The organism is Streptomyces sp. RerS4, from assembly GCF_023515955.1.
GTDB lineage: Bacteria > Actinomycetota > Actinomycetes > Streptomycetales > Streptomycetaceae > Streptomyces.
In genome coordinates this window covers 5,218,118-5,238,675 of record NZ_CP097322.1, presented here as the reverse complement: position 1 = coordinate 5,238,675, position 20,558 = coordinate 5,218,118, and the positions used below count along the sequence as shown (strand labels likewise).

Genomic DNA, 20,558 nt, shown 5'->3' with positions numbered 1-20,558 from the left:
TATGCGGCGGGGGCTCAGCGCCCCGCGGAGTCGTAGGCGTCCGTCAGCACCCGCGCGCGCTTCACGTCGTCCGCGATGGCCTCCAGCAGGCCGTCCAGCGACTCGAACTTCGCCATGCCGCGCACGTAGGAGAGGAAGTCGACGGCCACGTGCATGCCGTACAGGTCGAGCCCGACGCGGTCGATCGCGTACGCCTCCACGGTCCGCTCGGTGGCGTCGAACTGCACGTTCGTCCCTACGGAGATCGCCGCCGGCATCCGCTCGCCGGCCGCCGTCAGCCAGCCCGCGTACACGCCGTCGGCCGGGATCGCGGTGTGCGGGGCCGTCTCCACGTTGGCGGTGGGGTAGCCGAGCTCGCGGCCGCGCTGGGCACCGCGCACCACGACGCCCTCGACGCGGTGCGGGCGTCCGAGGATCTCGGCGGCGCCCTCCATGTCGCCCTCGGCGACCAGCCTGCGCGCCAGGGTGGAGGAGAACGGCACTCCCCCGCCGGCCGTGCCGCGCTCGACCAGGTCCACCACCTCGACCTCGTAGTCGTAGGTGCCGCCCAGCTCGCGCAGGAAGTCGACGTTCCCGGCGGCCCGGTGGCCGAAGCGGAAGTTGGGGCCCTCGATGACGGCGCGGGCGTGCAGCTTGTCGACGAGCACCTTGACGATGAAGTCGGCCGGGGACAGCTGGGAGAACTCCGGCGTGAAGGGCAGGATCAGCAGCGCGTCGACGCCGAGGTCGGCCATGAGTTCGGCGCGGCGGTCGTACGGGGCCAGGATCGGCGGGTGGCTGCCGGGGCGCACGACCTCGCTCGGGTGCGGGCTGAAGGTGACGACGACCGAGGGGACGCCGAGCTCGCGGGCCTTCGCGACGGCCCGTCCGATGATCAGCTGATGTCCCCGGTGCACACCGTCGTACGAGCCGATGGTGACGACGCTGCGTCCCCAGTCCTGGGGGATGTCCTCCAAGCCACGCCAGCGCTGCACTGTGACCGCTCCTCGCCCGAACCGTGTAGTCCCTGTACCGATTGCAGATTGCAGGTCTAAGACTGCCATGCCGGTGGCCGGTGCCCCGCATCGGCATCTGGCGGGCCTATGCGGCATCTCCATCGGATCTCCGTGGAGCACACGGCTCCGCGACGGGTCAGGTGACGTCCCGGTCGCCGCGGCTGAGGGTCTCGACGGTGCGTCGGGCGCCCGGCCCCAGCAGCGCGGCGGCTTCCGCTTCCGCCTGGGCGAGCCAGCGGGCGACCAGGGAGGCGAAGACCGGATCGGCTCGGGCCAGCTCCACCGTGCGCTGCTCGAAGACGGCGGGGCCGCCGGGAACCCGCAGCAGTTGCCGGCCGGTCCGCCGGAGCAGCTCGCGGGTCCGTTCCTCGGGGCGCTGCCGGGTCGCCGCCGCGAGGCCGTCGAGGAAGCCCCCGAGCACCTGCGGCTCGGTCTCCTCGCGCAGCAGTACGCCGGCCAGCTCGGCGCGCAACGGCTGCGAGGGCTCCTCGCCGGGGGCGGCCAGGACGCCGGCCAGCGCGGTGCGCACCCCGGCCGGACCGGTCCGCAGCAGGTCCAGGACCAGCGGGCGCAGCACGGGCCCGGCGGCCGGCCCCTGGTCGAGGCGCCGGTCCACGAACGCGGCGGCGTGCGGGGCGTCCTCGGGGCGGTGCGCGAGGTGGTCCCGTACGAGCTCCCCCGCGCGGCGGGCCAACCCCGGGGTGGTGAGCGCGGCCAGGGCGCGCAGCACCTCCCCGTCGGCCCGCGCCCGTAGGGCGGCGAAGACGGCGTCCGGGTCGGGCAGCACGGGCAGCGCCGCGACCAGCGCGGAGGCGGGCAGCCGGGAGCCGCGCTCGGGGTCGCGGAAGCAGGCGAGGGCGTCGTCCAGGTGGCGGGCCCGGGTCTGGGGGTCGCGCAGCAGCATCCCGAGGGCGCTGCCGTGCAGGGTGGTGTCGCCGGGGCGGGCGAGCAGCGCCTCGGCGGCGGCGCGCAGCAGCTCCCGGTCGGCGGGGGTGCGTACGTTCGGGGCGGTGGCGGACCCGTACGCGGCGGCGGCGACGCGGCGCGCGGGGCGGTCGTCGTGGGCCCAGCGGTCGACGGCCCGGCACAGCGCGGAGGGTTCGTCCTCCGCGAGGACGGCGAGCAGCTCGTCGGCGCGCGGGTGCGCGGCGGCGACGAGGGCTTCGGTGAGGTCGTCGACGGCGAGGGCGCGGTGGGTGTGGAGCAGGGCCTGGGCCGCGGTGGCGACGGTCGCGCCGGGGCGGCCGCGCAGTCGGCGTTCGTCGGTGAACCAGGCGCAGAGCAGGGGCTGTACGAGCCGCGGCGCGCGGGCGAGGCGGCGGCCGGCGGCCTCCAGGTAGCGGTGGTCGGAGGGCAGGAGGCGGCGCAGCAGGTCGAGGCGGTCGGACTCGGGCAGCCGCAGCCGGTTCCAGAACCAGCCGCCGAACCCGCCGGGGCCGGCCTGGGCCACGTGCTCGGCGAGGGCGTGCAGGACGGGCAGGTGGGAGTGGGCGTCGGGGGCGGCGAGGAGGGCGCCGCGCAGCAGCCGGGAAGCCCACCAGACGCGGTCGGGGTGGACGGGCCCGGCGCCCTCGGGCGGCTGCTCGGCGAAGGTGTTGAGGGCGCCGACGAGCGCGGTCAGCCGGGTCCGGGCCTCGTCGGGCGGCAGCCGGCGTACGGCCTCCAGGACGGGACCGATGCGGTGCCGGGGCACGGGCGGGCCGGGGGCGGCGGAGCCGGAGTGGACCAGGGTGTCGAGGGCGGTCGGAACGTCGAGGTGGCCGCCCTGGAGCCAGTCGGAGAGTTCCTCGTGCGCGAAGCGGTAGCCGGCGCCGGCGGGGACGAGCAGCCCCTCGGCGAGGACGGCGGAGGCCCAGCCGGTGCGCCAGGGGAAGAGTTCCTCGAAGTCGGCCCGGTCCAGCTGCCCCTGCCCCGGGCCCAGGCAGCGACGGGCGGCCTCGTGCACGCGTCCGGCCACGCGGGTGGCGAGGCGCCGTACGCCCGGCCCGTGCACGGCCTCGCCCGAGGGGCGGGCGGCGATCCGGACGGCCACGCGCAGCGCCGTCAGGTCCAGGTGCGCCGCGAACACCTCGTCCCGGCCGGGGCGACCGGTGGTCACCTCGGCGGCGCGGATCCCGGCCAGCAGGGTCAGGGTGAGCGGATGCCGGGCGTCGGCCTCGCGCACGCCGTCGTCGGGGATGCCGAGGCGGGCGCGGGCGGTCCGCGCCTCGGCGGGGGTGAGGTCGCCGACGAGCAGCGCGGGCGGCAGGCGCCGCGCCGGGCGGTCGGGGGTGTGCAGCACCTCGGACGGGTAGAGGGCGCCGGCCCGCTCCCAGTGTTCGGGGCGGGCGGCTACGGCCAGTCGGACGCCGGTCGCGCGGAGCCAGGCGGTGGTGGCGGCGGTCCACGGTTCGAGGTGGTGCGCGAGCTGCGGGGGCATCTCCTCGGGAGCGTCCAGGACGACGAGCAAGGCCCGCCCGGCGTCCCCCACCAACCGCGCGACCCGCTCGGCCACCCCGCCCCCGCCCGCCGCCCCCCACCCCGACGAACCGGGCCCGGCGGGAACGGGCCCGGCGGGAAGAGGCCCGGACGGGGCGGGCCCGGCGGAGACGGGCCCCGAGGAGACGGGCCCCGCCGGGACGGTCCCCGCAGGAATGGGCCCCGCCTGGACAGACCCCACGGGTACGGACCCTGCGGAGACAGACCCCGCCGGAACAGGCCCCACGGGGACGGGCCCGGCCGGGACGGACGGGACGGGCCCTGCATAGACGGGCCCGGCGGAGAAGGGCCCGGCGGAGAAGGGCCCCGCGTGGACGGGCCCCGTGGGAACGGGCCCCGCGGGGGCTGGGCCCCAACCGGACGGCCCCGGGAGCCAGGGCTCCGAGGTGGCGGCCCCCGGGCCTTCGCCGGGATTCGGGGAGGCGGGTCGTGCGGCGTGCGGCTCCGGGGCCCACGCCCCCGGGGCACTCGCCGATACGGCAGCCGCCGGCATCCAGACACCGCCCCCGACGACCTCCGAGCCGCCGCCTCCCGGGCCCCCCACCCCCCAGGCAGCGGGATCCAGGGAGGCGAACGCCGAAACGGCGGGGTCCGCGGCAGCCCGGGGCGCGGGAACCCACACCCCCTGGCGCCGCACGTCCCCCGGTTCCGCGTCCCCCTCGGCCGCCGCCGCCCAGGCGGTATCCCCGGGTACGTCGCACAGGTCCGCCCCCGCTCCCCCCGGCGCGGCGGCGATGATGCGCCCCGCGGCCGTCAGGGCCCGGGTCACGGCGTCGGCCAGGGAGGCGTCGCCGGCGCGCAGGTCCGCCCCGCGCAGCCAGAGCGTCGGGGCGGGTCGGGCTCCGCGTGCCCGGTCGGCGGCGAGGCCGGCCAGGGCGGTGGTGCGGCCGGTGCCGGGGTCCCCGACCAGGCCGAGGACCAGCCGGTCCCCCTCGGTGAACGCGGCCAGCTCGGCGGCGATCCGGGGGCGCTCCACGGGCTCCGGCCGCCCGGGGTCACCGTCCCCGGCACAGGCCGGTCCGACGGCCGAGCCCACCGTGGTGGCGGTGAGTTCCAGCGCGCCCGCGAGGTTGAGTTCGGCCCCGTACGCCGGGACGGTGGCGGCGTTGCGCTCCAGCAGGGCGGCGAGGGGGCCGGCCGGGTCGGCGGCGGCCGCCGCGCGCAGCGGGATGGCGAAGGGCCGCCGTGCGGGTACGCCCGCAGGCCGGCGCCCACCACCGCGAGCACCGCCCCGGTCGCCGCGTCGAGGACCGGCGCCCCGCAGGCCTCCCCGCCCAGTTCGAGGGCGTCCCGGCCGTCGGTGCCGATGGCCAGCTCCAGCGTGGCGGGCAGCACGTGGCAGCGCTCCGGCGTGCTGTGCGTGACCTCCGCTCCGGCCCCGAGCACCCGCGCCTGGCGCCAGCCCCGCGCGGGGAGGCGTACGTACGTCCCGGGCCGGACGGCCTCGCGGAGGGCGACGGGCAGGGGGCGCACGCCGAGCCCGTCGGTGCGTACGAGGGCCAGGCCCAGCTCGGGGAGGGGGGTCAGGTCCAGGGCCTCGGCCCGCCAGGTGCGCTCCCCGGGGCCGGCGAGCACCAGCCGGGTCAGGCCGGCGACGGTCTCGTGACTGGTGATCACCGTGCCCCGGTCGTCAGCCACGAATCCGGTGCCGCGCGTCCGGCCCACGAGGTCGTGGATCAGGACGAGCTCGGCGCCGCTCCCCACATCGGTCACCTCGTCCCCGGGGGCGTCCCCGAAGACCCTCGTACCGTCCGTGACCTCGTCATTCATCGCCGCACCACTCCCCCGCCGCGGGACCCGTGGTCATGACGGTAGGCAAGTGAAGATCGGCACGAAAAGCACGCGCGGCGAAAGCGCCCCCTTACGCCCCCTCCATTCACTCCGAGCGCCTGCTCGGACGGGTGAACTATCGGCGTCGGGTGGATAGAGACCTATCCGAGGGGGGTGGTGGAGCGGTGAGCGGCGGCGACGCGCGCTCACCGCTCCACGTCAACGAACACCGGGCCCGGCCGGCGAAGACCGCCCGGCCGGGCCCGGCTCGATGAGCGGACGCCCCTCACCCGCGGATCAGACGAAGACCGCGAGCGACTTCGCCTTGCCGCCCTTGCTCTCCACGAGCCCCAGCAGCCGCCCCTCGGGCCCGTAGACGGCGACCGTGCGGCCGTCCTTGTACTCGTCCGGCATGTCGATGCGCACGCCGTTGGCCAGCAGCCCCGCCCGGCGGGCGTCCAGGTCCCACCGCGCGAACGCGGCGGCCGCCGCCTCGCCGATCGGCATGACGGTCAGCTCCTCCTGGAGCTGGTCGAGCGTGCGCGCCTTGTCGAGCTTGTACGGGCCCACGCGCGTGCGGCGCAGCGCCGTCAGGTGACCGCCCACGCCCAGGTCGGCGCCCAGGTCGCGGGCGAGCGCGCGGATGTACGTACCGCTGGAGCAGACGACGGAGACGACGAGGTCGACGACCTTGGTGCCGTCCTCGGCCTCGGCCTCGCGCATGTCGTACACCTGGAACGACGAGATGGTGACCGGCCGGGCCGGGATCTCGAAGTCCTCGCCGTCGCGGGCGCGCTTGTAGGAGCGCACGCCCTTGATCTTGATGGCGCTGACCTTGGACGGGACCTGCATGATCTCGCCGGTCAGCTTGGCGATCCCCGCGTCCACGGCCTCCCGGGTCACCCCGGAGGCGTCCGCGGACTCGGTGATCTCGCCCTCGGCGTCGTCCGTGACGGTGTACTGCCCGAGCCGGATCGTCCCGAGGTACTCCTTCTCCGTCAGCGCGAGGTGCCCGAGGAGCTTGGTGGCCTTCTCGACGCCGAGGACGAGGACACCCGTCGCCATCGGGTCGAGCGTGCCGGCGTGGCCGACGCGGCGGGTCTTGGCGATGCCGCGCATCTTGGCGACCACGTCGTGCGAAGTGAAACCGGACGGCTTGTCGACGATGACCAGGCCGTCCGGAGTCTTCCCTGCGTTGGTGCTCATTCCGCGGCTGCGTCCTCGTCGTCCTCGTCGCCCGGCTTCTTGTACGGGTCGGCCTCGCCGGCGTACTGGGCTCCGGAGGAGACCTCGCGCACCTGGGCGTCGGAGGCGCGCGCCTTGTTGAGGAGGTCCTCGATGGTCTTGGCGTTCTCCGGGAGGGCGTCCGCGACGAAGGTCAGGGTGGGGGTGAACTTGGTCCCCGCCGCCCGACCGACCGCGGAGCGCAGGACGCCCTTGGCGCTCTCCAGGCCCGCCGCCGCGCTGGCGCGGTCCTCGTCGTCGCCGTAGACCGTGTAGAAGACCGTGGCCTCCCGCAGGTCGCCGGTGACCCGGGTGTCCGTGATGGTCACGTGCGTACCGAGGCGGGGGTCCTTGACACCACGCTGCAGCTTCTCGGCCACCACCTCCCGGATGAGGTCCGCCAGCTTCTTAGCCCGCGCATTGTCGGCCACTGGTCCGTCTCCTTATTGCTTGCTGTCAGTCTTCATCACCGTGGATCCGCCGTCGCACCGACAACAGCTCCACTTCCGGACGTGCCGCGACCAGCCGCTCACAGCGGTCCAGTACGTCCGAGAGGAACCCCGCGTCCCCGCTCACCAAGGCGACCCCTATACGGGCCCTGCGGTGCAGATCCTGGTCGCCCACCTCGGCCGCGCTCACGGAGAACTTGCGTTGGAGCTCGGCGACGATGGGCCGGACGACGGAGCGTTTCTCCTTCAACGAATGAACGTCGCCGAGGAGCAGATCGAAGGACAGAGTCCCCACGTACATGCAGTTCCGGATGTCCCGCCGGTTCGGGTTAGGTGGCCTGCCGGCCGACGCGCGGCAGGGTCACCAGAACGGTACACGCAACGGCCGGGGCCGATCGACGGATATTCCGCCGACCGGCCCCGGGGTTACGACACGGTGCGATGTGCCTCGCGCTTACGCGCGGGGCTTCTCGCGCATCTCGTACGTCGCGATGACGTCGTCGACCTTGATGTCGTTGAAGGAGCCGAGGTTGATACCACCCTCGAAGCCCTCGCGGATCTCGGTGACGTCGTCCTTGAAGCGGCGCAGACCCGAGATGGTGAGGTTCTCGGCGATGACCTTGCCATCGCGCAGGAGCCGCGCCTTCGTGTTGCGCTTGACCTCGCCGGAGCGGATGAGGACACCCGCGATGTTGCCCAGCTTGGACGAGCGGAAGATCTCGCGGACCTCCGCCGTACCGAGCTCGACCTCTTCGTACTCCGGCTTGAGCAGACCCTTGAGGGCCGCCTCGATCTCCTCGATGGCCTGGTAGATCACCGAGTAGTAGCGAACGTCGACGCCCTCGCGGTCCGCCATCTGCGCGGCACGGCCGGCCGCACGGACGTTGTAACCGATGACGATGGCGTCGGAGCCCATCGCCAGCGAGATGTCGGACTCGGTGACCGCACCCACACCGCGGTGCAGGACGCGGATGTCGACCTCTTCGCCGACGTCGAGCTGGAGCAGCGAGGACTCCAGGGCCTCGACCGCACCGGACGCGTCGCCCTTGATGATGAGGTTGAGTTCCTGGACCAGACCGGCCTTGAGGACCGAGTCCAGGTCTTCCAGGGACACCCGGCGGACGCGCTTGGCGAAGTTGGCGTTGCGCTCACGCGCAGCACGCTTCTCGGCGATCTGACGGGCGGTGCGGTCCTCGTCGACGACGAGGAAGTTGTCGCCGGCGCCGGGGACGTTGGTGAGACCCAGGACCAGGACGGGGGTCGACGGACCCGCTTCCTCGACGTTGTTGCCCTTGTCGTCGAGCATGGCGCGCACACGACCGTAGGCGTCGCCCACGACCATCGTGTCGCCGACGCGGAGGGTACCGCGCTGGACGAGGACGGTGGCGACGGCACCGCGGCCGCGGTCGAGGTGGGACTCGATCGCAATACCCTGAGCGTCCTGCTCGGGGTTGGCGCGCAGGTCGAGGGAGGCGTCGGCGGTGAGGACGACGGCCTCCAGCAGGGAGTCGATGTGCAGACCCTGCTTGGCGGAGATGTCGACGAACATCGTGTCGCCGCCGTACTCCTCGGCGACCAGACCGAACTCGGTGAGCTGACCGCGGACCTTGGTCGGGTCGGCACCCTCGACGTCGATCTTGTTGACCGCGACGACGATCGGGACGCCGGCGGCCTTGGCGTGGTTGAGCGCCTCGATCGTCTGCGGCATGACGCCGTCGTTGGCCGCGACCACGAGGATCGCGATGTCGGTCGACTTCGCACCGCGGGCACGCATGGCGGTGAACGCCTCGTGACCCGGGGTGTCGATGAAGGTGATGCGACGCTCTTCGTCGTTCACCTCGGTGGAGACCTGGTAGGCACCGATGTGCTGGGTGATGCCACCGGCCTCGCCCGCGACGACGTTCGTCTTGCGGATGGCGTCGAGGAGGCGGGTCTTACCGTGGTCGACGTGACCCATGACGGTGACGACCGGCGGACGCGGGAGCAGGAACTCCTCGCCGCCCTCGTCCTCGCCGAACTCGATGTCGAAGCCTTCGAGGAGCTCGCGGTCCTCCTCCTCCGGGCTGACGATCTGAACGACGTAGTTCATCTCGCCCGCGAGGAGCTGGAGGGTCTCGTCGGACACGGACTGGGTGGCCGTGACCATCTCGCCGAGGTTCATCATCACGGCGACGAGCGACGCCGGGTTGGCGTTGATCTTCTCCGCGAAGTCGGTGAGGGAGGCACCGCGCGACAGGCGCACGGTCTCGCCGCCACCGCGCGGCAGCATCACGCCGCCGACCGACGGGGCCTGCATGGCCTCGTACTCCTGGCGACGCTGGCGCTTGGACTTGCGACCACGACGCGCCGGACCGCCGGGACGACCGAAGGCACCCTGCGTGCCACCACGGGCACCGGGACCACCGGGACGCCCGCCGAAACCGGGACGACCGCCGCCACCGGCACCGGCCGGACCGCCGCCGAAGCCGCCGCCACCCGGACGCGGGCCGCCGAAGCCGCCGCCCGCCGGACGCGAGCCCGGACCGGCCGGACGACCGGCGAAGCCGCCGCCGGGACGACCGGCGCCGCCACCGGGACGGGCACCGCCCGCACCGGGACCACGGCCACCGGGGCCGCCACCGGGACGGGGACCGGGACCACCGGCAGCGGGACGCTGCGGCATCATGCCCGGGTTCGGACGGTTACCACCGGGAGCACCACCCGGACGCGGGGCGCCGCCCTGCGGACGGGGCATGCCGCCCGGGGTCGGACGGGCGCCGCCGGGACCCTGCGGGCGCGGGGCGCCACCGGGGCCGCCTGCGGACGCGGAGCACCTGACCACCGGCGCCGGGGCACCGGGACGGGGAGCGCCGGCCGGACGGGCGCCTGCGGGCGCGCCATGCCGGTCGAGCCGCCGGAGGTGAAGGGGTTGTTGCCCGGACGGGGACCGGCCGGACGGGCGCCACCGGGACGCGGGGCCTGAGCGCCACCGGGGCGCTGCTGACCCTGGGCACCGGGGTGGCACCGGCCGGACGCGGGGCGCCGGGACGGGCGCCGGACTGACCGGGGCGGCCGGACGCTGCTGCGCCGGACGGGGACCGGGGCCGCGGCGGGTCGCGCCGGGGCGGCCGGGGCCGCCGGGGCGCGGAGAACTCGGTCGCCACGGGGACCGCCGGAGCGGGCTTCGGGGCGGCCGGAGCCTTGGGGCCGGGACGCGGGCCGGAGGCGGCCGGGGTCACCGGGGTGCTGACGGCCGGAGCCTCGGCGGCGGGCTTGGGAGCCACCGGTGCGCCGGGCTTGGGGGCAGCGGGACGTGCCGCAGCGGCCGGGGAGGGCGCCGCGGGCTTGGCGGGCGCGGCCTTGCGGGGCGCCCCGGGCTTCGCAGCGGTCTTGCCGGCGTTGCCGCCGGGACCCTGCAGTGCGTCAGTCAACTTGCGTACAACCGGCGCCTCGATCGTCGAGGACGCCGAACGGACGAATTCACCGAGTTCTTGGAGCTTGGCCATGACGACCTTGCTCTCCACCCCGAACTCCTTGGCGAGTTCGTATACCCGGACCTTAGCCACTTCGCTCCTTTTAGGTCCGGGTTACGCCGGACCGTCGCTACTTCATGGGCGTACTCATCGCGTACTCATCGAGTGCTCATCGCAATCTCGACCTACTTCCAACTCGCGAGGTACCTGACCGCACGGGGTGTCCGTGCCGTACTTCTTCTTACGGTGTCGCCCCGGCCGTGAGGGCCAGGGCTGCGCGCAGTTCCGTCGTGTCGAGCGTTCCTGCGGACCGGAGGGCCCGGGGGAACGCTCTGCGGCGGACCGCCTGGTCGAGGCAGACCGCGGCGGGGTGCACGTAGGCGCCCCGGCCGGGCAGCGTACCGCGAGGATCGGGGACGCATTGGTCCTCGATCGCCACGATGCGCAGCAGATCGCTCTTGGCCGCTCGCTCCCGACACCCCACACAGGTGCGTTCGGGGCATGCGCGGGCTTGCGTCCGGCCAGACACGCCTAAGTCTACCTCCCCGTACCGACCTCACCCCTTCAGGTGAAAAATCGAACGGATGTCGTTGTGATCCCGGGTGGTGTTCCCGGAGGGACCCCCGGTTCGAGGGTCCCTGTCTACCGTCCGGAAACCTCCGGTCGGTAGCGATTTATTCCCGGCCGGAGTCCCGGGAGTCCCGGGAGTCCCGGCCGTCCCGGCCGCCGTCCTCGTCCGAGGGCACCTCGGTGTCGGGGCGGATGTCGATGCGCCAGCCGGTCAGGCGTGCGGCGAGGCGGGCGTTCTGGCCCTCCTTGCCGATGGCCAGCGACAGCTGGTAGTCGGGCACGGTGACGCGGGCGGACCGGGAGTCCCAGTCCACGACCTCGACCTTGCTCACCCGGGCGGGCGACAGCGCGTTGGCCACCATCTCCGCCGGGTCGTCCGACCAGTCGACGATGTCGATCTTCTCGCCGTGCAGTTCGGCCATCACGTTGCGCACGCGGCTGCCCATCGGGCCGATGCAGGCGCCCTTCGGGTTGAGGCCCGAACGGGTGGACCGGACGGCGATCTTGGTGCGGTGGCCGGCCTCGCGGGCGATCGCGGAGATCTCGACGCTGCCGTCGGCGATCTCCGGGACCTCCAGCGCGAACAGCTTCTTCACCAGGTTCGGGTGGGTGCGCGAGAGGGTCACGGACGGACCGCGCACGCCCTTCGCCACTCGCACGACGTACGCCTTCAGGCGGAGCCCGTGCGGGTACTCCTCACCGGGGACCTGCTCCTGAACCGGCAGGATGGCCTCCAGCTTGCCGATGTCGACGAGGACGTTCTTGGGGTCCTTGCCCTGCTGGACGACGCCGGTGATGACGTCGCCCTCGCGGCCGGCGAACTCGCCGAAGGTCAGGTCGTCCTCGGCGTCGCGCAGACGCTGGAGGATCACCTGCTTGGCGGTCGTCGCGGCGATCCGTCCGAAGTCCGACGGGGTGTCGTCGAACTCCTTGGGCTCCTGGCCCTCCTCAAGGTCCCTCGGGTCCTCGGTCGCCCACACGACCACGTGTCCGTTGGTGCGGTCCAGCACGACACGCGCGCGCCGGAAGCTCCCCTCGGTGCGGTGGTACGCGATGAGGAGGGCCGACTCGATCGCCTCGACGAGCAGGTCGAAGGAGATCTCCTTCTCCCGGACCAGACCCCGCAGGGCACTCATGTCGATGTCCACGGCTACGCCTCCTCTTCCTTCTTGTCCTTGCGGTTGAACTCGATCTCGACACGCGCCTTGGCGATGTCGGTGAACGCGATGCGGCGGGCGGTCGCCTTGCGGCCCTTCACGCCCGGAACTTCGAGGTCCATGCCCTCGTCGTCGACGTCGAGGATGCGGGCGATCAGTTCCTCACCCTTGTCACCCTCGGCGGACAGCTGAAACTTCACGAGACGGCCGATGGCCCGTACGTAGTGACGGCGCTCGGTGAGCGGGCGGTCCGCGCCCGGAGAGCTGACCTCAAGCTGGTACTCGTCCTCGCCCATCACGTCGGTCTCGTCGAGCTTGTCGGAGATCTCACGGCTCAGCTCGGCGCACAGGTCCAGGTCGAGACCCTCATCGGAATCCACGACGATCCGCAGCATCCGGCGGCGGCCTGCCTTGGACAGTTCGATGTCCTCCAGGTCCAGGCCCTTGGCGGTGACGAGCGGCTCCAGCAGTCCGCGCAGCCTGTCGCTCTGGGTGGTGCTCATCCGGGTGACTCCTCGGCCGCGTGTGCTGTTGTGGTTTTCCGTCGCGTGTCAGGTCAAAGGGTATCCGGTCGCGGAGGGTGTTGCCGTCCGCGCCGTCCTGGGCGCCCCCGGGTACCGTGATCACACCCTGCCCCGACATCACCCCCGAGGACGTCGCCGTGCCCTGGACCCTGCCCTTGAGGCCCTCGCGAAGGAGCCTGCTCGCCGGAGCCGCCGGAGCGGCCGGGGCCGCGTTGCTCACCGGGTGCACCGGCGGGGGCGACCCGTCCGGGGCCGATTCCGGGATTCCACTCGAACGGCGGATGCGGGAGGCGGCCGTGCGTGAGAGCGAGCAACTGCTGGAACGTTACGACGCCACCCTCGCGGCCCATCCCGCCCTCGCCGAACGCCTCGCGCCGCTGCGCGCCGCCGTCGCCGCGCACGCCTCCGCGCTGGCCTTCCCGGCCCCGGAGGGGAAGGCCTCGGCCTCGCCCGGCGCGGCCGCCGGGGCCTCCCGCACGCCAAGGCGTCGCCGTCGGCGGCTCCTCCGCCGGCGCCCCGGCGCCCCGGCCGCGAGCCGGGAGCCCGTGCCCGCGCAGCCCGCCGAGGCCGTAGGCGCGCTGGCCGACGCCGAGCGGAGCCTGTCCGAGGCGCGGACCATCGCGCTGGCCGGCGCCCCCGGGGAACTGGCCCGGATGCTGGCCTCGGTGGCGGCCTGCGGCGCCGTCCACGCGTACCTGCTGACCACGAACCCCGGAGCCGCCTCGTGAAGCGCGAAACCTCCCCCGCGAACCGGCCCCTGCAGGCCGCCCAGGCCGCGCTGGCCGCCGAGCACGCGGCGGTGTACGGCTACGGGGTCATCGGCGCCCGCAGCGCGCCCGGCCGCGCCGGCGAGGCCCGGGAGGCCTACGGGGCGCACCTCGCGCGCCGGGACGCGCTGACCCGGACGGTGCGTGAGCTGGGCGGGGCGCCGCAGCCGAGCGAGGCGGCGTACGCCCTGCCGTTCGAGCTGCGTTCCCCGGCGGACACGGAGCGGTTGGCGGCGGAGATCGAGGACCGGGTGGCGGGCGCGTACTCCGATCTCGTCCGGTCGGCGGACGGCCGGTTGCGCCGGGAGGCGGCAGACGCGCTGAGCGCCGCGGCCGTGCGCGCGGCACGCTGGCGCGGGGTCGGCGTAGCCTTCCCTGGGCTCTCGGAACGTTCGGAGCGAGCCCGCAACAGCTGAAAGGGACCACGCACGCATGGCTTTCGAACCGCCGCAGCGACTCGTCCGGGCGCTCGGCGAGCTGCCGGCATCGGCGCGGGACACGGAGTGGCTCGGGCGGTTGCCCGAGCTGGCCGACGAGGCGCTGGAGCGGCGGAAGGTGGTGGCCCAGCGGGTCCAGGCCCCGGGTGGGCGCAGCAGTCTGGTGCTCCTCGTCCGGTACGCCGACGGCACCCCGGCCGCGCTGAAGTTGGCGCCTCCGGGGGCCCGGCCGGACCGGGAGCTGGCCGCGCTCGCCCACTGGGGTGGTTTCGGGGCCGTACGGGTCCTCGACTCGCGCCACCACGAGGAGGACGGGGGCGTCCTGTTGGAACGCCTCCACCCGGAGGTGTCGCTGCGCTCGCTGCCGGAGGCGAAGGCCCTGCTGGAGGCGTGCGGCACGCTGCGGCGGCTGTGGGTGGAGCCGCCGGCCGGGCACCCGTTCGAGACGGTGGCGGAGCGTACGTCCGCCCAGTGCGCGGCCCTGCGCGCGGCGCCGTCGGAGCTGCGGAGTCTGGCGGACACGGCGATGGCGCTGCGCGAGGAGCTGACGGCGTCGCCGGGCGAACGGTTGCTGCTGCACGGGAACTTCCGGCAGGGCAAGGTGCTGGCGGGCGAGCGGGCGCCGTGGCTGACGGTGGGCCCCGAGCCCTTGGTCGGCGAGCGGGCCTACGACTTGGCGCGGCTGGTCCGTGACCGGGTGGAGGACCAGGTGGCCACGTCGGCGGGGGCGGCCGGGGCCCGTCGCCGGGTGAACAAGCTCGCGGACTCGCTGGAGGTGGATCGCGACCGGCTGCGGGGCTGGACGGTCTTCCGGGCGGTGGAGTCCGGCAACCGGGCGCTGGCGGCCGGGCGGCGGCGGGACGCGGAGCTGCTGTTGGAGTTCGCGGCCTGGTTGTAGGGCATACCGTAGGTAGGAAGGTAGGCCCGGCAGGGGCAGGTGGCCGTCATGGTCGAAGAACTCCTGACAGCGGGCATCGCCGCCGCCACGGGTATCGCGGTGTACCTGGGCGCGGCCGCCCGGGTGGTGAAGCAGTACGAACGCGGCGTGGTGTTCCGCTTCGGTCGGCTGCGCCCGGGGGTGCGGCCCCCGGGGTTCACGGTCATCGTCCCCGTGGTGGACCGGCTGCGGAAGGTGAACCTGCAGATCGTGACGTTGCCCGTGCCGGCCCAGGAGGGCATCACGCGGGACAACGTGACGGTGCGGGTGGACGCGGTCGTGTACTTCAAGGTGGTCGACGCGGCGAGCGCGATCATCGAGGTGGAGGACTACCGGTTCGCCGTCTCGCAGATGGCGCAGACCTCGCTGCGGTCGATCATCGGCAAATCGGACCTGGACGACCTCCTGTCGAACCGGGAGAAGCTGAACCAGGGCCTGGAGCTGATGATCGACAGTCCGGCGATCGGCTGGGGCGTGCAGATCGACCGGGTCGAGATCAAGGACGTCTCGCTGCCGGAGACGATGAAACGGTCCATGGCCCGCCAGGCGGAGGCCGACCGCGAGCGGCGGGCCCGGGTGATCAACGCGGACGCGGAGCTCCAGGCGTCGAAGAAGCTGGCGGAGGCGGCGGCGGTGATGTCGGAGCAGCCGGCCGCGCTCCAGCTGCGTCTGCTGCAGACGGTGGTGGCGGTGGCGGCGGAGAAGAACTCCACGCTGGTGTTGCCGTTCCCGGTGGAGCTGCTGCGCTTCCTGGAACGCGCGGCCCAGTCCACGACCCCGCCCGCGGCCCCGTCCGCGCCGGCGGCGCCGTCCGCGCCGGCGGCGCCGTCCGCGCCGGCGGCGCCGTCCGCGCCGGCGGCGCCGTCCGCGCCGGCGGCGCCGTCCGCGCCGGCGGCGCCGTCCGCGCCGGCGGCGCCGTCCGCGCCGGCGGCGCCGTCCGCGCGGCGGCGCCGCACGAGGTCGAGCAGGGGCAGCAGCTCCGCTGCCCGCGATGGACGCGGACCCGGATCCGGAGCCCGACGCGACGACGGCGGGCGCGGCGGAGGAACGGCCCCGCCCGGCGGCGTGACGGCCGGGGGCGGGGCGCGGGCGGGGGCCCGGGTCGGCTCAGGCGGGGCCCGGGTCAGCTCAGGCGGGCGAGGGCGTCGGCCAGCGGGAGTTCCTCGCGGGTGCCCGTGGAGCGGTCCTGGAGTTCCACGATCCCGTCGGCGGAGCGGCGTCCGGCGACGAGGATCCACGGCACGCCGATGAGCTCCGCGTCGGTGAGCTTCACGCCCGGGGAGAGCCCGGCCCGGTCGTCGAGCAGGACCCGGCGCCCGGCGGCGGCCAACGCGGCGGCGGCCTCCTCGGCGAGGGCGAGCGGTACGGCCTTGCCCGCCGCCACCACGTGCACGTCGGCCGGGGCCACCTCGGCGGGCCAGCACAGGCCGCGCGCGTCGGCCGTCTGCTCGGCGAGCGCGGCGACGGCCCGGGAGACGCCGATGCCGTAGGAGCCCATGGTGACGCGGACGGGCTTGCCCTCCTTGCCGAGGACGTCGAGGCCGAAGGCGTCGGCGTACTTGCGGCCGAGCTGGAAGATGTGGCCGACCTCGATCGCCCGGTCCAGCCGCAGGCCGGCTCCGCAGGCGGGGCAGGGGTCGCCGGGCTCGACGACGACCACGTCGAGGTAGCGGTCGACCTGGAAGTCGCGGCCGCAGACGACGTTGCGGGCGTGGGTGTCGGCCCGGTTCGCGCCGGTGACCCAGGCGGTGCCGGGGGCGATGCGCGGGTCGGCGAGGTAGGGCACCTTGTCGAGGCCCTGCGGGCCCACGTAGCCGCGTACGAGGTCGGGGCGGTCGGCGAAGTCCTCGGCGGTGACGAGTTCGACGACGGCCGGCGCCAGGTGCTCGGCGAGCTTGCCGAGGTCGACCTCGCGGTCGCCGGGGACGCCGACGGCCGTGATCTGGCCGTCGACCTTGACCAGGAGGTTCTTCAGGGTCGCGGAGGCCGGTACGTCGAGCAGCGCCGCGAGGGACTCGATGGTGGGCGTGTCGGGGGTGTCCAGCTCCTCGACGGGGCCGTGGTCGGCGTCGCCGACGGGGGTCAGGGCGAAGGTGACGGCCTCGGTGTTCGCGGCGTAGGCGCAGGACGGGCAGTCGGCGAAGGTGTCCTCGCCGGCGGCGGCGGGCGCGAGGAACTCCTCGGAGGCGGAGCCGCCCATGGCCCCGGAGACGGCCGAGACGATCCGGTGGTCGAGGCCGAGCCGTTCGAAGATCCGGACGTAGGCCTCGCGGTGGAGGCGGTAGGACTCGGCGAGGCCCTCGTCGGAGACGTCGAAGGAGTAGGAGTCCTTCATCTGGAACTCGCGTCCGCGCAGCACCCCGGAGCGGGGACGGGCCTCGTCGCGGTACTTGGTCTGGATCTGGTAGAGCATCACGGGCAGGTCCTTGTAGGACGTGCACTGGTCCTTCACGAGGAGGGTGAAGATCTCCTCGTGGGTGGGGCCGAGCAGGTAGTCGGCGCCCTTGCGGTCCTTGAGGCGGAACAGCAGGTCGCCGTACTCGCTCCAGCGGCCGCTGACCTCGTACGGCTCCTTGGGCAGCAGGGCCGGGAGCAGCACCTCCTGGGCGCCGATGGCGTCCATCTCCTCGCGGACGATCCGCGCGACGTTGTCCAGGACCCGCTTGCCGAGCGGCAGCCAGGTCCACACTCCGGCGGAGCTGCGTCGGACGTAGCCGGCGCGGACGAGGAGGCGGTGGCTGAGGGTCTCGGCGTCGGCCGGGTCCTCGCGGAGCGTCCGGGCCAGGAGACGGGACATGCGCTGCACGTGTTGCGTAGACATGTCCGGAGGCTACCGGGGGCGGGCTGGGCGCCGGAAACGGTTTCAGGGCCTGCGCAGGGGCAGGGGGGCGCCCATGACGGCGTAGGGCAGGCTCGCGCTCGGGAAGAGGACCTTGCGGGCCAGGTCGGTGTAGCCGAGGGCGGTGTAGAGGGCGCGGGCGGGGCTGTCGGTGTCGATGGCGGAGAGGATCGAGCGGGGCTGGGCGGCGCTGTCGGTGATGCGGGTGATGAGGGTGCGGCCGACACCGCGGCCCTGGAAGCCGGGGTGGACGTGGAGTTCGGTGATGACGAAGGAGTCGTCGAGCCAGTCGTCCTCGCCGCGGGCGCGCAGGTAGGGCTCGACGATGGTGGACCACCAGTGGGTGCGGTCGTTGGGCATGCCGTAGACGAAGCCGGCGAGGGCGTCGTCGTCGGTGAACGCGCCGAGGGCGCGGGCGCCGGGGCAGGTCATGTGACGTTGGACGATGTAGCGCCGGATGCCGATCTCCTCCTCGCTGAGCCCGAAGGCCACGGCCTGGACGCGCAGGGCCTCGTCCACGCGGGCGGCGAGGTCCAGGGGGCCGATGCGGAGGCCGGCGGGCCGGGCGGGGTCGTCGCCCGCGGGAGTAGGCAGCAGCATGCGGCGACCTTACTGCGGGGTAGTGCCGCTCCGGTACGGGTGTGGGGCCGAAAGCGGCCACGAGCCGGGGGCGCCTTCGGGGGTAGCGGCGGAGGGCGCGGCGGACGGTCCCGGCGGACGTTCGCGGCGGGGGGTCAGAACAGGACGCTCATGAACGCGCCGACCTCGCGGAAGCCGACGCGGCGGTAGGCGGCGCGGGCGGCGGTGTTGAAGTCGTTGACGTAGAGGCTGACCACGGGCGCCACGTCGCGCAGCGCGTAGGCGACGACGGCGGCCATGCCGGTCTCGGAGTGGCCGCGGCCGCGGAATTCGGGGTCCACCCAGACGCCCTGGACCTGGCAGGCGCGGGCGGTGGCGGCGCCGATCTCCGCCTTGAAGACGACCTTGCCGTTCTCGACACGGGCGAAGGAGCGGCCGGTGCCGACCAGTTCGGCGACCCGGGCCTGGTAGAGCAGACCGCCGTCGCCGGCGAGGGGGGAGATGCCGACCTCCTCGGTGAACATGGCCACGCAGGCGGGCATGATCACGTCCATCTCGTCCTTGCGGACGCGCCGGACGAGGGGGTCGGCGGCGATCTCGGCGGACGGCTGCTCGGTGACCATGAGGGGCTGGTGGGGGCGGACGTCGCGGGCCGGACCCCAGGTGGGTTCGAGGAGCTTCCACAGCAGCCGGGTGGCCTCGGCGGGGCCCACGATGGAGGAGCAGCGTCTGCCGGTGCGGCGGGCGCGGTCGGCGAAGGCGCGGACGGCGTCGGGTCCGGCGCAGACGGGGACCAGGTTGGCGCCCGCGTAGCACAGGGAGCGCAGCTCGCCGTCGGCGTACCAGCCCCACATCTCGCCGCCGAGGCGCCAGGGGTCGAGCCCGGCGACCTGCACGCGGGAGGTGACGAAGGCGTTCTCGACCGGCGCGCGTCCGAGGACGTCGAGCGCGGCGTCGAGATCACTGGGCTCAAGGACCCGGGTGGTGGTCTGCGTCAACACTGGGGCCTCACCATGCACGTCTGCTGATCTCCGCACTGTACCCGGCCCGACCGGAGGATGCCTGGTCCCGCTGGTCACGAAAAGGCCCCGGCCCCGCCCGCGAGCTGCGGGAACGGGGCCGGGGGCCGATGCTTGGGAGGGTCCGGGTTCAGACGCCGATGGCGACGGTGGGCTCGCCGGAGGCGACGCCGTCCTTCTCCATCTGCTCGGCGATCTTCATGGCCTCTTCGATGAGGGTCTCCACGATCTTCGACTCGGGGACGGTCTTGATGACCTCGCCCTTGACGAAGATCTGGCCCTTGCCGTTGCCGGAGGCGACACCGAGGTCGGCCTCGCGGGCCTCGCCGGGGCCGTTGACGACGCAGCCCATGACGGCGACGCGCAGCGGGACCTCCATGCCCTCCAGGCCGGCGGTGACCTCTTCGGCGAGCTTGTAGACGTCGACCTGGGCGCGGCCGCAGGAGGGGCAGGAGACGATCTCCAGGCGGCGCGGCTTGAGGTTGAGGGACTCCAGGATCTGGATGCCGACCTTGACCTCCTCGGCCGGCGGGGCCGACAGGGAGACGCGGATGGTGTCGCCGATGCCCTCGGAGAGCAGCGCGCCGAAGGCGACGGCGGACTTGATGGTGCCCTGGAAGGCGGGGCCGGCCTCGGTGACGCCGAGGTGCAGCGGGTAGTCGCAGGCGGCGGCGAGCTGGCGGTAGGCGTTCACCATGACGACCGGGTCGTTGTGCTTGACCGAGATCTTGATGTCGCTGAAGCCGTGCTCCTCGAAGAGGGAGGCCTCCCACAGCGCGGACTCGACCAGCGCCTCGGGGGTGGCCTTGCCGTACTTCTTCAGCAGGCGGGCGTCGAGGGAGCCGGCGTTGACGCCGATGCGGATCGGGGTGCCCGCGTCGTTCGCGGCCTTCGCGATCTCCTTGACCTTGTCGTCGAACTGCTTGATGTTGCCCGGGTTCACGCGGACCGCGGCGCAGCCGGCGTCGATCGCGGCGAAGACGTACTTGGGCTGGAAGTGGATGTCGGCGATGACCGGGATCTGCGACTTCTTGGCGATGACGGCCAGCGCGTCGGCGTCGTCCTGGGTCGGGCAGGCGACGCGGACGATGTTGCAGCCGGAGGCGGTCAGCTCGGCGATCTGCTGGAGGGTGGCACCGATGTCGGAGGTGCGGGTGGTGGTCATCGACTGCACCGAGATGGGCGCGTCGCCGCCGACGGCCACCGATCCGACCTGGATCTTGCGGCTGACCCTGCGGTCGGCAAGCTTCGTCGGCACGGCCGGCATTCCGAGAGAGATGGCAGTCATCTGCTGTGCAACCCCAAGGTGTGGATCGAGGTCCCGATATCGGCGGGCTCCAGTCTTCGAGGTTACGCCAATG

Annotated in this window: 15 protein-coding genes and 3 pseudogenes; 4 read left to right on the top strand and 14 right to left on the bottom strand. The window is 73.8% G+C overall.

What is annotated here, in order from left to right; translation table 11 throughout:
- Nucleotides 1–14: 14 nt before the first annotated feature.
- The 10 genes and pseudogenes from M4D82_RS24385 to rimP all read right to left on the bottom strand — a co-directional run bounded on the left by M4D82_RS24385 (nt 15) and on the right by rimP (nt 12,598).
- Nucleotides 15–974, bottom strand: a complete 960-nt coding sequence (locus M4D82_RS24385) for a bifunctional riboflavin kinase/FAD synthetase (RefSeq protein WP_249768062.1) — start codon at nt 972–974, stop codon at nt 15–17.
- Between the two features lie 157 nt (nt 975–1,131).
- Nucleotides 1,132–3,489, bottom strand: a pseudogene (locus M4D82_RS24380) (serine protease); the annotation flags it as partial.
- Between the two features lie 749 nt (nt 3,490–4,238).
- Nucleotides 4,239–5,243 (bottom strand): trypsin-like peptidase domain-containing protein, encoded by a 1,005-nt coding sequence (locus M4D82_RS24375; RefSeq protein WP_502988992.1) that lies wholly within the window; start codon nt 5,241–5,243, stop codon nt 4,239–4,241.
- A gap of 297 nt (nt 5,244–5,540) precedes the next feature.
- Complete coding sequence (gene truB, locus M4D82_RS24370) at nt 5,541–6,449, bottom strand: tRNA pseudouridine(55) synthase TruB (RefSeq protein ID WP_249768061.1); 909 nt, start codon at nt 6,447–6,449, stop codon at nt 5,541–5,543.
- Nucleotides 6,446–6,898, bottom strand: a complete 453-nt coding sequence (gene rbfA, locus M4D82_RS24365) for a 30S ribosome-binding factor RbfA (protein ID WP_249768060.1) — start codon at nt 6,896–6,898, stop codon at nt 6,446–6,448. The genes truB and rbfA overlap by 4 nt, the downstream gene beginning before the upstream one ends.
- 25 nt (nt 6,899–6,923) lie before the next feature.
- A complete protein-coding gene (locus M4D82_RS24360) occupies nt 6,924–7,217 on the bottom strand; it encodes a DUF503 domain-containing protein (protein WP_249768059.1) in 294 nt (97 codons plus the stop codon).
- Nucleotides 7,218–7,370: 153 nt separating this feature from the next.
- Nucleotides 7,371–10,461 (bottom strand): annotated as a pseudogene (infB, locus tag M4D82_RS24355) (translation initiation factor IF-2).
- A gap of 148 nt (nt 10,462–10,609) precedes the next feature.
- Nucleotides 10,610–10,897, bottom strand: coding sequence for a YlxR family protein (locus M4D82_RS24350; RefSeq protein WP_249768058.1), 288 nt, complete (start codon nt 10,895–10,897; stop codon nt 10,610–10,612).
- Between the two features lie 145 nt (nt 10,898–11,042).
- Nucleotides 11,043–12,086 carry a transcription termination factor NusA gene (gene nusA / locus M4D82_RS24345; RefSeq protein WP_249768057.1) on the bottom strand — a complete coding sequence of 348 codons (1,044 nt, stop codon included), beginning with the start codon at nt 12,084–12,086 and terminating at the stop codon, nt 11,043–11,045.
- Nucleotides 12,087–12,088: 2 nt separating this feature from the next.
- Nucleotides 12,089–12,598 (bottom strand): ribosome maturation factor RimP, encoded by a 510-nt coding sequence (gene rimP, locus M4D82_RS24340; protein ID WP_249768056.1) that lies wholly within the window; start codon nt 12,596–12,598, stop codon nt 12,089–12,091.
- A gap of 116 nt (nt 12,599–12,714) precedes the next feature.
- Between rimP and M4D82_RS24335 the strand changes: the two genes are divergently transcribed.
- From M4D82_RS24335 to M4D82_RS24320, 4 genes and pseudogenes are all read left to right on the top strand, one after another.
- On the top strand, nt 12,715–13,347 hold the full coding sequence (locus tag M4D82_RS24335; protein ID WP_249768055.1) for a hypothetical protein: 633 nt from the start codon (nt 12,715–12,717) through the stop codon (nt 13,345–13,347).
- Nucleotides 13,344–13,802, top strand: coding sequence for a ferritin-like domain-containing protein (locus M4D82_RS24330; protein ID WP_249768054.1), 459 nt, complete (start codon nt 13,344–13,346; stop codon nt 13,800–13,802). The genes M4D82_RS24335 and M4D82_RS24330 overlap by 4 nt, the downstream gene beginning before the upstream one ends.
- 16 nt (nt 13,803–13,818) lie before the next feature.
- On the top strand, nt 13,819–14,721 hold the full coding sequence (locus M4D82_RS24325; protein ID WP_249768053.1) for an aminoglycoside phosphotransferase family protein: 903 nt from the start codon (nt 13,819–13,821) through the stop codon (nt 14,719–14,721).
- Between the two features lie 48 nt (nt 14,722–14,769).
- Nucleotides 14,770–15,526 (top strand): annotated as a pseudogene (locus tag M4D82_RS24320) (slipin family protein); the annotation flags it as partial.
- A 357-nt stretch (nt 15,527–15,883) separates the two neighbouring features.
- On the opposite strand, the gene M4D82_RS24315 reads toward M4D82_RS24320, so the two are convergent.
- From M4D82_RS24315 to ispG, 4 genes are all read right to left on the bottom strand, one after another.
- Complete coding sequence (locus M4D82_RS24315) at nt 15,884–17,581, bottom strand: proline--tRNA ligase (RefSeq protein ID WP_249768052.1); 1,698 nt, start codon at nt 17,579–17,581, stop codon at nt 15,884–15,886.
- A gap of 42 nt (nt 17,582–17,623) precedes the next feature.
- Nucleotides 17,624–18,199, bottom strand: coding sequence for a GNAT family N-acetyltransferase (locus M4D82_RS24310; protein ID WP_249768051.1), 576 nt, complete (start codon nt 18,197–18,199; stop codon nt 17,624–17,626).
- Between the two features lie 134 nt (nt 18,200–18,333).
- Entirely contained in the window at nt 18,334–19,179 is an 846-nt protein-coding gene (locus tag M4D82_RS24305; RefSeq protein ID WP_249768050.1) for a GNAT family N-acetyltransferase, read from the bottom strand.
- A gap of 148 nt (nt 19,180–19,327) precedes the next feature.
- Entirely contained in the window at nt 19,328–20,485 is a 1,158-nt protein-coding gene (gene ispG, locus M4D82_RS24300; RefSeq protein WP_249768049.1) for a flavodoxin-dependent (E)-4-hydroxy-3-methylbut-2-enyl-diphosphate synthase, read from the bottom strand.
- Nucleotides 20,486–20,558 lie beyond the last annotated feature (73 nt).